The organism is Corynebacterium sp. MSK008 (assembly GCF_030232585.1).
Lineage (GTDB): Bacteria > Actinomycetota > Actinomycetes > Mycobacteriales > Mycobacteriaceae > Corynebacterium.
Genome location: NZ_JASPJX010000011.1, coordinates 53434 through 65601 on the forward strand (window position 1 = coordinate 53434; position 12168 = coordinate 65601).

Genomic DNA, 12168 nt, shown 5'->3' on the forward strand with positions numbered 1-12168 from the left:
GCAACGAACATGCAGGGCCCAAGCCTATCCGCATCCAGCACCTCGCGCTGGTTAAGAGTTTACGAGCGGGACCTCGACCTCCAGCGACGTGTCCGTGCCCACGCCCAGCCCGGACGGTGCGGCGCCTTCGTGGATGAGCTGGGCAGCCAGTGCCGCGATCATCACCCCGTTGTCCGTGCACAGGTTGAACCGCGGCACCCGCAGCTCAATACCGGCGGCCTCGCAGCGCTGCTGCGCCAGTTCCCGCAGCCTGCGATTGGCTGCCACACCGCCGCCGAGCAGCAGCGTGCGCGCGCCGGTGTCCTCGCAGGCCATCACGGCTTTCGCGGTGAGCACGTCGCACACCGCTTCTTGGAAGGACGCGCAGACGTCCTCCAACGAGATCACGCGCCCGTCGCGCTCGGCGGCCTCGACGTGGCGGGCCACCGCGGTCTTCAGGCCCGAGAAGGAGAAGTTGTAGCGGTGCTCGCCGCGCAGGTCCTCGGCGCGCGACAACGCCCGCGGGAACTTCACCGCCTCCGGGTCGCCTTCGGCCGCGAGCTTGTCCACCACCGGCCCGCCGGGGTAGCCCAAGCCCAGCAGTCGGGCGACTTTGTCGTAGGCCTCGCCGGCGGCGTCGTCGAGCGTGGTGCCCAGCTCCCGCATCGGCTTGCCCACAGCCTCGACCTCGAGCAGCTGCGTGTGCCCGCCGGAGACCAGCAGCGCGACCGCGTGCGGCAGCGGCTCGCCGTCCAGGTTGGCCACCGCAACGTGGCCGCCCAAGTGGTTCACGCCGTAAAACGGCACGCCCCACGCCGCGGCGTACGCCTTGGCCGCGGACGCGCCGACCAGCAACGCGCCGGCCAGGCCCGGGCCGACGGTGGCGGCCACCGCGTCCGGTTTGTCGGTGCCAGCCTCCGCCAACGCCTTCTCCATCACCTGGGGCATCGCCTCCAGGTGAGCGCGCGAGGCAATCTCCGGCACGACCCCGCCGAAGCGGGCGTGCTGCTCCATCGAGGAGGCGACCACGTCGGCGAGGATGTCCATCGTGCCGTCGTCGTGCAACTCAACAATGCCCACGCCGGTTTCGTCGCACGAGGACTCGATGCCCAGCACAATCATTGGTCTCGCCTTTCGCTCTTTCTCGGCCGCGTCATGGTGTACGCGTCCATGCCGGAGGCCTGATAGTAGTTCTTGCGCACGCCCGCGGTGAAAAACCCGAAGCTTTCGTACAGCCGGATCGCGGGCGTGTTGTCCACCCGCACCTCCAAAAAGCACGGCCCGTCCAACAGGTCCACGGTGTGCATCATCTGGTCCATCAGCGCCCGGCCGAAGCCGTCGCCCTGCCGGGAGGGGTCGACGCCGATGGTGTGAATCTCAAACTCCGGGTCGTCTTTCGGCCCGAGCATGGCCAGGCCCGCAAACCCGACCAGCTCCTCGCCGTCGAAGGCGCCCAGGTAGAAGGTGTGGCGCGCGCCGATCTCGGAGCGGTACGCAGCCTCGGACCACGGGCTGTCGCCGGCGAAGAGCACCGCCTCGATCGCCGCGGCCGCCGAGGCGTCCGCGACGGTCAGCTCGCGGAAGGCGACGCTCATGGCAGCGCCGGGGACTTCGGGGCCTGCTTCGGCGGCACCGCGTCGGGACGGCGCAGGTACAGCGGCACCAGCGGCTCCGGCTGCGCGTCCAGGTCGGCGGCTGCAACGAGGCCGGCAGGTGTTGGGGGTTGGTAGGTCACCCTTTGGGCGTCGATAGGCAAAAGCTCCACTAGCGACGACGGCACACTCACCACGTCCACCGCGGGCGAGGAAAGATCCGCCGGCTTGCACACGTCCGGCCCCGCGACGCGCTTGCCGCTGGAGTAGCGCGCCCAGTACACCTCGCGGCGGCGCGCGTCGGTGACCACCAGCGCCTCCCCGCCGAGCGACGCGGCAACCGCGTCGTGCGTGCACACCCCATGCACCGGAATGGAAAGCGCCTGCCCCAGCGCCGACGCCGTGGACATGCCCACGCGCAGGCCGGTAAACGGCCCCGGGCCGCACCCGACCACAATCGCGCCCAGATCCGCGAACTCGACGCCCGCCTGACCCAACAGGCGGGTGATCTCCGGCATGAGCGCCTCGTTGTGCGCGCGGGTGTCAACGGCCGTCTCCGCGAGCACACGGTCCCCGTCCACGATGCCTGCGACCAGGTCAGTCGTGGCGGTGTCCAGGGCAAGGACGAGCATTACTGGCCCAACCCGAGGGTCCAGCGGCCCTGGTTCATGTGGAACGGCATCGCCGTGTTCAGCGGGAAGGACTCGGACTGCGGGACGGTGCAGATGTCCACCTTGTTCAGCTCCACGGCGTCGACCATGGGGGCCTCACCCTCCGCGCCCGGGATGAGCAGCACGTAGCCCAGGTCGCCGCCGAGGTCCAGGTCCCCGGCGCTGATGCCGAAGGCCTCGAGCTTCGCGTCCACCAGCTCCTGCGGCTCGCCCGGGCACAAGGTGGTGTAGCCGAGGTAGCGCTCCGAGTCATAGATGCGCGCCGGGTCCACCAGCTGCGCGGCCACGGCGTCACCGCCCGGGCGGGTCTGCTGCAGCGAGCGCGACAGGGAGTTCGTCGGCTCGACCTGTGCGAGCTCGTTGGACCGGGACTGCGGGATGAAGATGATCCCGGCCAGGAGCACGAGCCACAGCACAGCGGCGAGCACGACCCAGCGGCGGGACTGGCTAGTGAGGTTGAGCATGCGTGTAAGCCTACATCCCGTCTTCGACACGCCAGGAGATGATGCGCGCTTCCGTCTCAGCGTGCGTGCGCCGATCCAGCGTGACGTGCACGTAGCGCTGCGCGAGCTGCTCCACCAGCCCGCCGCCCCACTCGGCTACCACCACGGCATCTTCGAGAGCGCTGTCCAGGTCGAGGGCGTCGAGCTCGCCCAGCGGGTCGTCGCCGAGCCGGTAGGCGTCCACATGCACGAGCGAGGGGCCGTTGCCTATCGACGAATGCTCCCGCGCAATCACGAACGTCGGGCTTGTCACCCTGCCCTTGACCCCCATGCCCCTCGCGATGCCCTGCGTGAAGGTGGTTTTGCCCGCGCCGAGCGGGCCGTCGAGCACCACAAGGTCGCCCGCCTCGAGCGCCTGGCCCAGCTCCTCGCCGAGCTTTTGCGTATCTTGGGCGCCTTCGCACAGCTGCTCGCCCTGCGACGGAAACGTGGACTTCATCTACTTGCCCTCCCCGATGTAGGTGCGGGTGGTGCGCCCGCGCGGGGCGCAGACCACCTCATAGTTAATGGTGCCGGCGCGCTTCGCCAGCGCTGTGGCGTCGCCGAAGATGACGGCCTCATCGCCCGCGGCCACGCCTGCGTCGTTGTCGCCCAACCAAACCACGATCTGGTCCATGGACACCCGGCCCACCTGCGGGTAGGCCCGTCCCGCGATGTCGACCTCCACCGCACCCTGCCATAAGCGCTGCAGCCCGTCCGCGTAGCCCGCGGGGATGACGGCGGTGAACCCGTCCGCCGGCGCCTGCCAGGTGCGCGCGTAGCTGGTGGCCTCGCCTGTGCGCATCGGCTTGACCGTCACCACCGGCGCCGACCAGGCCATCGCCGGTTTGAGTCCGTGGTCGAGGCCGTCGACCGGCTCCAGGCCGTACAGGCTCACGCCCGGGCGCACCATGTCGAAGTGCAGGTCCGGTCGGGTCCACGTCGCCGGCGAGTTCGCCGCGTGGTTACGCGGCAGCTCAAGGCCCACCTGGCGGGCCTGGGCGATCGCGCGGCGAAACGCGGCGGCTTGCTGGTCGGTGTACGGGTCGGCCGGGTCGTCGGCGCAGCTCAGGTGTGTCATCAGCCCCGCGACCGTGAGCTTGCCTTTGCGCTGCGCGTCCAGGGCGAGCTCGAAGGCCTCCTGCCAGCGGACCTCGTCGATGCCGGAGCGGTGCATCCCCGTATCCACTTTGAGGTAGACGGTGGGCGCCATTGGTGCGTCGATAAGCGAATGCAAATGCGTGAACGACGGGACCCCCACATCGACGCCAGCCGGGAGCTCCTCGTGCGGATCCCACAGCCACGCCAGCACCGGCTTAGTGGTGAGCTCGCGCACCCGGCGCGCCTCCGCAAAGGTGGCCACGCCAAACGCGTCCGCGCCGTTGGCCTCCATCACCGGCACGCAGCGCTCGACGCCGTGGTTGTAGGCGTCCGCCTTAACCACGCACATCAGCTCCGCCGACGTCTGCTCGCGCAGGCGGCGGGTGTTGTGCGCGATAGCGTCCAGATCGATCGTTGTTGTCAGCACGGGCCTATTACACCATGTGGGTCACGCCCAAAACGATGAGCAGCACCGCCACCGACCACGTCGCCGCGGCCGTGACCTGGTCGGGGTGGGCGCGCGCCCAATCGAAGCCGCGCGCGGCGGCGCTTTCCGGCTTCGCGCGCACCCAGCCCACGGCCAACGCGGCGAGTGTGGGCAGCGACAGCGCCACCGTGGCGTAGAGCGGGATCGCGGCGTAGCGCACCTGCGCGTCGAGGCCGGCCGCCGACAGCAGCGCGAGTCCGCCGTAAAACGGCATCGACGTCGCCGACTGGATCAGGCCGAGCACCACGCCGGTTCCCACCGTGGCCGGGCCGGGTGTGTGCAGCGGGCGCATGATCTTCTGCACCAGCGCCTGGTTGTCACCGCCGCGCAGCGCCAGGACGGCGGTGAGGATGCCGGTGGCAATGAGCAAAATGCCGAACACCGGGCCTTCGACGAAGCGCTGCACCACCGGGCCCAGCCCGTCGAAAATCACCAGCATGATCAGCGCCAGGCCTGCCACACCACACCAATCGCCCGCGATCAGCAGCGCGGTGGTCTTGGCGTAGTTGTGCCTTGCGGCGATGCCGACCGCGACGATGACGCCGATGAGGAGCAGATTCACCGAATCAATGAACGCCAGCTGCAAAGCACCGAGCATCCGACCTCCTGTGTGTGGGGTTTGTCGGACTCACCCTAGCGGAGACAGGTTTGCAGTAGGATTGCCCGCGTGTCTGCGAAGCTGAAGAATCTTTCCGACCTGTCCAAGCGTGGCCCCCACCGCGTCCTGGAAGGCGACCTGGGCTACACCGGCCTGCCCGGCAAGGTCTACACCCCCGCCGAAGGCAAGAACCTGCCCGGCGTGGCGTTCGGCCACGACTGGCTCAAGGACGTCGCCGCCTACGAGGACACCCTGCGCCACCTGGCCAGCTGGGGCATCGCCGTGGCCGCGCCGGACACCGAAACCGGCTTCAAGCCCGACCACACCGGCCTGGCCGCCGACCTGGAGACCGCCATGCAGATCCTCGGCGGCGTGCGCCTGGGCAACGGCAACATCACCATCTCACCCGGCAAGCTCGGCATCGTCGGCCACGGCATGGGCGGCGGCGCGGCCGTGCTCGCCGCGGTGGACAACCCGAAGGCGAAGGCCGTGGCGGCGGTGTACCCGGCCAACGTCGCGCCGTCCGCCGTCGAGGCGGCGCGCAACCTGTTCGTCCCCGGCATGGTCGTCGGCCCCGGCGAAGACGGCGACTCGCTGTTCGACCCCGGCAACCCCGCCAAGCTGGCCTACAACTGGGCCGGCGAAGTGGTCTACCGCGCCCCGAAGAAGGGCGACCAGCAGTCCTTCTCCGAGGACACCTTGGTCAAGCGCATCCTTGGCCTGGGCAAATCCGACCGCGGACTGCAGGAAACCGTCCGCGGCCTGCTCGTGGGCTACCTGCTGCACCAGCTCGACGGCGACAAGGCCTACGCCTCCTACTCCGAGCCGGACGCCGAAGGCTCCGGCGTGGAGGCTCTGACCGGCGAAAAGCTATCCAAGGCCGCCGGCCTGGCGCGCGACAACGCCGGCTTCTCCCTGTTCTAGCCCCCTTCCCCGTCGTGGTTGCTTACACGACGGGGTTTTCGCCGTTCGGGCCAATCGCGCGCAGCACCGCCTGGATCTGCTGCTTTTGCGTCTTCTGCGCCGCGTTACGACGAGGCCGCGGCATGCTGTAGTCCCCCCGCGGCACCGTCACCGGTTGCCTAGGCATCGTCTCGCGGGCCCGCGCGTGGTGCTTGGCGGTCATCTCCATCTTCTGCTGCGTTTCCTTCATCAACGCCTCAAAATCCGCCATGCGCTTCGCCGTGCGCTTTTGGTACTGCGCCACAAACAGCTCGAAATCCATCGCTACCACTCCCCTGACTTCTTCATTGCCCACGGATCAACGCCCGCCCCGCCGGCGGCAGTGCCGGTGCCGGTGCTTCCCGCCTGCGCCGGCTGCGTCTCCAGGTTCTCCAGCTTCTTCGGCGGCGGTGCCGGCTCCTCCACCTGCGACAGCTCCGGCGGCGGGGCGATCACCCCGTCATCCGCACGTGCAGGCGCGGGCGGCGGCAGTGGTGGAGGTTCCGGCTCGGGTTCCGGCTCTGGCTCGGGCTCCGTCGGGCAGTCCTCGAGCGCCGTCTCGTCGATGCCGAGCGTCGCCTCCAGGTTCGCTTCCAGCGTCAACCCCAGCTTCAGATCCAGTCCCACACCGGCGCCAGCATGCGCCGAAGCGTCGGAGGCGCTGGTAGCGGCGGCAGGGCGCGTGCTGACGTCGCAAGGCGCATGCCCCTTCTCCCCGAACTCCACCGGCGGGGCGGGCTGCTCGGTCGCCGCAGCGTCGACGCGCGTAGCGACCTCGCCCAGGCACTCCTTGATCACGCAGTTGCGGTCGCTGGCGGTCTCGCGCGCGGTGCGAAGCGCCTCAATGACCATCTCCACCGCCGGCTGGATCAGCTGCACAATCCCGCAGTTCAGCACGATATCCAGCATGCGACGCGCCGGCTCCAGCAAGGCGCGCACCGCCGAGGCCGCGGTGTCCACGATCGTTTTGATCGCCTCCCCGCACTGCCCCATGGACTCACCGGCCGCTTTCGCGCGGTCGAAATGCTCGGTTTCGCGTGTTTCGTCGCAAAGCTCGCGCTCGCGAATACCCACCTCGTCGAACCAGGCGCTGTCATCGCACGAGCACGTCCGCGCCGGTGTTTCCGGGCGCTGCCCGCCCGCAGACAACTTCAGGCCCGCGGCAAGGAACGCGCTAAGCTCCAGTCCCTCGGTCTGCGCCACCTGCTCCAGCAGCTCACCCGCCAGGCAGTGGACTGCCGCACGCTGCGCCGGCCCCACCTCCGGCGCGACATCAACCGCGCGAACAAGCGACTGGACGTCGTCTTTCACCGCAGCCATCATGCGTTATCCACCCCACCGGAAATCGACTCCAAAAACTCGGAGGAGAGCTGGTCGGCGGCGACGGTAGCGTCGCTAAGCAACAGCACCTGCCCCCAATTCTCCTCGCGCGCCGCAAGGAAACGTTGCGACGTGGAATGCAACGCCTCCAACGCATCGACGATGCGCTGACCCTCCCGCGCAAACCCCGCGCCGAACGACGACGCGGCAACCACCGGCCGCCCAGCGTCGAGCTCGCGCGCGGCGTCGCGGTACGCGTCAATAGCCTCTGTGTACTTCGTGCGCACCGCATCAATATCGATGTCGAGCGCCCCAACATGTGTCATATGCCCACCCCCGAAAGGCTCGCAGTTGAACTGTCTTACCTTTACTTAGACTCCCCCAACGCCCCGGCGGTTCCCTGCCGGGGCAAAAAACTTTTACCGCCGATAAACCTACACCGCGGCAACGACCGCCGCGAGGCGACCGGCAACCTTGCGCGCCTGCTCCTCCTCAGCGGCCTCCACCATGACGCGGAACAGCTCTTCCGTGCCAGACGGGCGCAGCAACACGCGGCCGGCATCGCCCAGCTCAGCTTCCGCCTCGGCGATGGCGTCCTTGACGGACTGGTCCTGAAGGATCAGCGCCTTGTTGGACACCGGCACGTTGATCAGCGTCTGCGGCAGCACCGTCATCACCTCCGCCAGCTCGGCGAGCGTCTTGCCGGTCTCCGCCATGCGCTCCATGAGCATGAGGCCGGACAGCACGCCGTCGCCAGTCGTGGCATGCGCCGGCACCACGATGTGGCCGGACTGCTCGCCGCCCAGGGAGAAATCGCCGTTGCCCAGCTCTTCGAGTACGTAGCGGTCTCCCACCTTCGTCTGACGCACCGAGATGCCCTCGCGCTCCATGGCCAGCTTCAGGCCCAGGTTGCTCATCACCGTGGCGACGAGCGTGTTGTCCTTCAGGCTGTTGGACTCCTTCATGCCGGTGGCGAGGATGGCCATGATCTGGTCGCCGTCGACGACGTTGCCCTGCGCATCCACGGCTAGGCAGCGATCGGCGTCGCCGTCGTGCGCCAGGCCCAGGTCCGCACCGTGTTCGACCACGGCCGCCTGGATCTGGTCCATGTGGGTGGAGCCGGAGCCGTCGTTGATGTTGTAGGCGTTCGGCGTGTTGTGGATGGCGGTGACCTCGGCGCCAGCGGCCGCGTAGGCCTTCGGGGCGACCTCGGAGGCGGCGCCGTTGGCGCAGTCCACCACGACCTTGATGCCGTTCAGAGGCTCAGTGATGGCCTCTTTGAGGTGGGCGAGGTAGCGCTCCTGGGCATCCGGCGCTTCCTCGATCACGCGCCCGATGGCGGTGCCGGTCGGGCCCGTTTCCTCCAGCACGGCCATGGCGCGCTCGATCTCGTCTTCGATGTCGTCCGGCAGCTTCTTGCCGCCGGCGGCGAAGAACTTGATGCCGTTATCCGGCATCGGGTTGTGGGACGCAGAGATCATCACACCGATGTCGGCGCCGTAGTCGTCGGTGAGAAACGCCAGTCCCGGGGTGGGGATGACGCCGACGCGCAGCACGTCCACGCCTTTCGACGCCATACCGGCCGCCATCGCGGCAGCCAGCATCTCGCCGGAGACGCGCGGGTCCCGGCCGATCAGCGCGATCGGGCGGCGCTTCTCCGAGCCGCGGTCCTTGGTCAGCACGGTCGCAGCCGCGGCGCCGAGCTTGAGGGCAAGCGATGCGGTGAGGGCCTCGTTAGCCAGGCCGCGGACACCGTCAGTTCCGAACAATCGAGTCATGCGCACAATTATGCACTTGCCTATCGACGATCGCTCCGCCACCCCAACTTCCGCGCAATTTAACCTGGCGTTTTGCGAGTTATCCACAGGGGTGGTGGCGCAAATTCCACAGGGCGGACCGGGGTGGGGTTGCGTTGGGTTTAGGGTCTGTGGCCATGAACCCGTTCGACGCATTCATCCAGGCGATGTCCGCAGTATCCATGGAGACACTGCGGCACTTCGACCTGCCTGTCGCCCTTGCGGCCGGCATGGCGCCGGATAAGGCACGCGCGTGGGCGCGGATGCAGGACGTCTACTACGGGAAAACGAAATTCACCCGCAAGCAATCGGAAGCCGCGCAGAAAGCCCACGCGTTCTCACTCGACGAGCTCGGACTGATCGAACGGCGCATCAGCGGCGTGAAAGACGCTGGCGAGCGGTGGCGGCTGCGGCTGGAACTGCTGGATGTTTCTGGCGGGTACCGCGCGATCGAGCGCGCCGCACGCGACATCGTGCCCCGCGACGACAACGCCCCGACAAAGAAGCAGGTGGCGTTCTCGGCACCGAAGAACGGGCGGGCGCGCATCACCATCGACACCACCGACCGCAAAGCAGCCGACTTAGAGCACCGCCTGCGCCAAGGCATCGACCCGGCCCTGCCGGCTGCGGCGCAGATGGAGGAGGCGTTTTGGCGCATCGTCGAAGGCACCACCGGCGGAGTCGTCGCAGCAGCACCACGCCCGATCGTGATGGTGCCGATCACCGAACACGCCCGGATCATGGCGGGTGACGGCGACGACGTCATCCTCACACTCACCGACGGCACCATCATGACGGGTGCGGAGTACCTCCAGCAGGAGTTCGGCGAAGCCTTGGAGGTTGCCGCCTTCCACCCGGAGGAAGGGGCGGTGAACCTCTACGACACCGAGCGTTTTGCCAACCAGAAACAACGCGATCTTGCCTGCATGGTCTCACCCGTGTGCGCGTTCCCAGGCTGTAGGCACGGGGCGTACGGGTCGGAGATCCATCATGTGGATGCGTGGAAACACGGTGGGCTGACCAACATGGACAACCTGGTGCCGCTGTGCCGGTATCACAACCGGATCAACGACGATGACCCCTGGCGCAACACCCGCGGCCGCATCGCCATGATCAGAGGCGCACCGTGGTGGGTCTCACCGCGCGGGTTCCACATCAAAAACACCGACCGCGGAGCACTCGACCAACTCTTCGGACCACCAAACACCTAGCAACGCAAAACGCCGCCGCCCAACAACGGACGACGGCGTACAACGCACGCGTAAAAGCGATTAACGCTTGGAGTACTGCGGTGCGCGACGGGCCTTGTGCAGACCTGCCTTCTTGCGCTCCACGGCACGGGCGTCACGGGTGAGCAGGCCAGCCTTCTTCAGGGTGGTGCGCTCAGCCGGGTTGTAGACGTTCAGTGCGCGGGCGATGGCCAGGCGCAGAGCACCGGACTGGCCGGTCGGGCCGCCACCGGAGATGTTGGCCTTGATGTCGAACTGGCCCTCGCGCTCGAGCAGGGTCAGCGGGGTGAGGATGTCCTGCTGGTGCAGCTTGTTCGGGAAGTAGTCCTCGAACTCGCGGCCGTTGACGGTGATCTTGCCCTCGCCCTCGACGACGGTCACGCGAGCGATGGCGCGCTTACGGCGGCCAACGGTCTGGATCGGCCCCTCGTGCAGCGGAGCGGCCTCAACGGTCTCCTCGGTTGCCTCAGCCTCGGGGGCGATGGCGTCGCCGATGGTGTAGTTGAACTCCTCGGTCGCGGCGGTTGCGGCGTCGACGTCGGTGCCCAGGGACTCAGCGGTGTTTTCGAAGTTGTTCGGCTCGGTCATTACTGTGCCACCTGCTTAAACTCGTAGGTTTCCGGCTGCTGGCCAGCGTACGGGTGCTCGGCACCGACGAAGACGTGCAGCTTCTTGATGGACTGACGGGAAAGCTTGTTGTGCGGCATCATGCCCTTGACAGCTTCCTCGATCACGCGATCCGGACGCTCGTCCAGCGCGCGGCCCAGGGTCATGGACTTCAGACCACCCGGGTAGCCGGAGTGGCGGTAACGCATCTCGCGCTCGCGCTTGTTGGAGGAGATGTGGATCTTGTCGGCGTTGATCACGATGACGTGGTCGCCGGTGTCGACGTTCGGTGCGTACTGCGGCTTGTGCTTACCGCGCAGGATGTCTGCGACGGTGGAAGCAAGCTTGCCCAGCACCACGTCGGTTGCGTCGATGACGTACCACTTGCGGGTGATGTCACCGCTCTTCGGGTGGTAAGTAGACATGCATGACTCCTTAAAGTCTGTCTAGATGGCTGCCGGCCAAAACTTCGTCTGCCCCTTTGCGCTTCACGGCGGCCGGTGGAGACCCGAAAAGCGCATCCGGCGGGACACACAGGGATAACACCCTACGGCACACCTGCCCGAAAACAAAAAGTGCCGCCGCAGGTGATTCCCCCATCACCTGCGGCGGCACGTCCCCCGTGTCCCCCAGTGGTTGCGCCGCGGGCCGTGTGAAGCCGTGCCCGTCCCCCGATGAAAACGGCCCCTTGCACGGCCTGCGACGCAAGTCTTGTTGTGTTCTAGCCCCAGCTGTTCGCGGCTGCGTTGTTGACGACGAGCATGGTGGTGTTGCCGTCTTCCACGGTGTTGGCGATCTGGTTGAGGATCTGGTTCAGATCCTGCGCTGCCTGGTCCCACTTGGCCTGGTGCGCCTGGTAGGCCGCGGCTGCGGTGCCTTCCCAGGTCTGCGCCATGGGCTGGAGCATCTGCTTGAGTTCGGCCAGGTCGCCGTTGATGCGGGAGGCGGAGGCGCGCATGTCCTCTGCGGCGCCGGCGATCTGCGCGAAATCGTACTTGATCTGCATTGTTTCCCCTTTACAGTGCGAGTCCGCCGGCGATCTGGCGGAGGCTGTCGGTGTTGGTGGCGTCGGTGGTTTCGTAGTTCTTGGCGTTGTCGCGGATGTTCACGGCGATCGCGCTCAGTGCCTCAGAAAGTCGCTTTTGAGCGTCGTCGTAGCGCAGCATGAGCTCATCGAAGCTGCGCTGTGCGTTGCCCACCCAGTAGCCGCGGGTGGCTTCGGCGACTTGCTGCACGCGGTCGATTTCGCGGTTGACGTCGGCGTTGGTGTCGTCGGTGCGGTCTGCAGCGGCGCGCATGACCTCGGCTTCGGTTGCGAACTGCTCCATGTTTTCTCCCCCTCGTTGTGTGTGTTGGGACGGACAA

At 67.5% G+C, this 12168-nt stretch carries 17 protein-coding genes; 2 read left to right on the plus strand and 15 right to left on the minus strand.

From position 1 onward, the window contains the following. Window positions 1–51 precede the first annotated feature (51 nt). Genes tsaD through QP996_RS09595 form a run of 7 tightly spaced genes read right to left on the minus strand, consistent with a single transcriptional unit; the run spans window position 52 to window position 4910 of the window. Entirely contained in the window at window positions 52–1101 is a 1050-nt protein-coding gene (gene tsaD / locus QP996_RS09565) for a tRNA (adenosine(37)-N6)-threonylcarbamoyltransferase complex transferase subunit TsaD (RefSeq protein WP_284872413.1), read from the minus strand. Beyond that, on the minus strand, window positions 1098–1574 hold the full coding sequence (gene rimI, locus QP996_RS09570; RefSeq protein WP_284872414.1) for a ribosomal protein S18-alanine N-acetyltransferase: 477 nt from the start codon (window positions 1572–1574) through the stop codon (window positions 1098–1100). Before rimI ends, tsaD begins: the two co-directional genes overlap by 4 nt. After that, complete coding sequence (gene tsaB, locus QP996_RS09575) at window positions 1571–2203, minus strand: tRNA (adenosine(37)-N6)-threonylcarbamoyltransferase complex dimerization subunit type 1 TsaB (protein WP_284872415.1); 633 nt, start codon at window positions 2201–2203, stop codon at window positions 1571–1573. Before tsaB ends, rimI begins: the two co-directional genes overlap by 4 nt. Continuing rightward, window positions 2203–2706, minus strand: a complete 504-nt coding sequence (locus QP996_RS09580) for a hypothetical protein (RefSeq protein ID WP_284872416.1) — start codon at window positions 2704–2706, stop codon at window positions 2203–2205. The genes tsaB and QP996_RS09580 overlap by 1 nt, the downstream gene beginning before the upstream one ends. 10 nt (window positions 2707–2716) lie before the next feature. Next, entirely contained in the window at window positions 2717–3184 is a 468-nt protein-coding gene (tsaE, locus tag QP996_RS09585; protein WP_284872417.1) for a tRNA (adenosine(37)-N6)-threonylcarbamoyltransferase complex ATPase subunit type 1 TsaE, read from the minus strand. Beyond that, window positions 3185–4252: an alanine racemase gene (alr, locus tag QP996_RS09590; protein ID WP_284872418.1), complete on the minus strand. Its 1068-nt coding sequence runs from the start codon at window positions 4250–4252 to the stop codon at window positions 3185–3187. A gap of 7 nt (window positions 4253–4259) precedes the next feature. After that, window positions 4260–4910, minus strand: a complete 651-nt coding sequence (locus QP996_RS09595; RefSeq protein ID WP_284872419.1) for a GAP family protein — start codon at window positions 4908–4910, stop codon at window positions 4260–4262. Between the two features lie 69 nt (window positions 4911–4979). Between QP996_RS09595 and QP996_RS09600 the strand changes: the two genes are divergently transcribed. Next, window positions 4980–5834 carry a dienelactone hydrolase family protein gene (locus tag QP996_RS09600; protein WP_284872420.1) on the plus strand — a complete coding sequence of 285 codons (855 nt, stop codon included), beginning with the start codon at window positions 4980–4982 and terminating at the stop codon, window positions 5832–5834. Window positions 5835–5856: 22 nt separating this feature from the next. On the opposite strand, the gene QP996_RS09605 is transcribed toward QP996_RS09600, so the two are convergent. From QP996_RS09605 to glmM, 4 genes are all read right to left on the minus strand, one after another. Continuing rightward, window positions 5857–6135, minus strand: a complete 279-nt coding sequence (locus QP996_RS09605; protein ID WP_284872421.1) for a hypothetical protein — start codon at window positions 6133–6135, stop codon at window positions 5857–5859. 2 nt (window positions 6136–6137) lie between these two features. Beyond that, window positions 6138–7172 carry a hypothetical protein gene (locus QP996_RS09610; protein ID WP_284872422.1) on the minus strand — a complete coding sequence of 345 codons (1035 nt, stop codon included), beginning with the start codon at window positions 7170–7172 and terminating at the stop codon, window positions 6138–6140. Further along, window positions 7172–7498 (minus strand): hypothetical protein, encoded by a 327-nt coding sequence (locus QP996_RS09615; RefSeq protein WP_284872423.1) that lies wholly within the window; start codon window positions 7496–7498, stop codon window positions 7172–7174. The genes QP996_RS09610 and QP996_RS09615 overlap by 1 nt, the downstream gene beginning before the upstream one ends. 108 nt (window positions 7499–7606) lie before the next feature. Next, on the minus strand, window positions 7607–8950 hold the full coding sequence (gene glmM / locus QP996_RS09620; protein WP_284872424.1) for a phosphoglucosamine mutase: 1344 nt from the start codon (window positions 8948–8950) through the stop codon (window positions 7607–7609). A 155-nt stretch (window positions 8951–9105) separates the two neighbouring features. Here glmM and QP996_RS09625 point away from each other — a divergent pair, with 155 nt between their 5' ends. Further along, window positions 9106–10179: an HNH endonuclease signature motif containing protein gene (locus QP996_RS09625; protein WP_284872425.1), complete on the plus strand. Its 1074-nt coding sequence runs from the start codon at window positions 9106–9108 to the stop codon at window positions 10177–10179. Window positions 10180–10239: 60 nt separating this feature from the next. Here the strand turns inward: QP996_RS09625 and rpsI are convergent, their stop codons facing one another. The 4 genes from rpsI to QP996_RS09645 all read right to left on the minus strand — a co-directional run bounded on the left by rpsI (window position 10240) and on the right by QP996_RS09645 (window position 12131). Then, a complete protein-coding gene (gene rpsI, locus QP996_RS09630) occupies window positions 10240–10785 on the minus strand; it encodes a 30S ribosomal protein S9 (RefSeq protein WP_034997311.1) in 546 nt (181 codons plus the stop codon). Next, window positions 10785–11228, minus strand: coding sequence for a 50S ribosomal protein L13 (gene rplM / locus QP996_RS09635; protein ID WP_034997310.1), 444 nt, complete (start codon window positions 11226–11228; stop codon window positions 10785–10787). Before rplM ends, rpsI begins: the two co-directional genes overlap by 1 nt. 296 nt (window positions 11229–11524) lie before the next feature. Beyond that, complete coding sequence (locus QP996_RS09640) at window positions 11525–11809, minus strand: WXG100 family type VII secretion target (RefSeq protein WP_284872426.1); 285 nt, start codon at window positions 11807–11809, stop codon at window positions 11525–11527. A 10-nt stretch (window positions 11810–11819) separates the two neighbouring features. After that, entirely contained in the window at window positions 11820–12131 is a 312-nt protein-coding gene (locus QP996_RS09645) for a WXG100 family type VII secretion target (RefSeq protein WP_239217657.1), read from the minus strand. Between the last annotated feature and the right edge of the window lie 37 nt (window positions 12132–12168).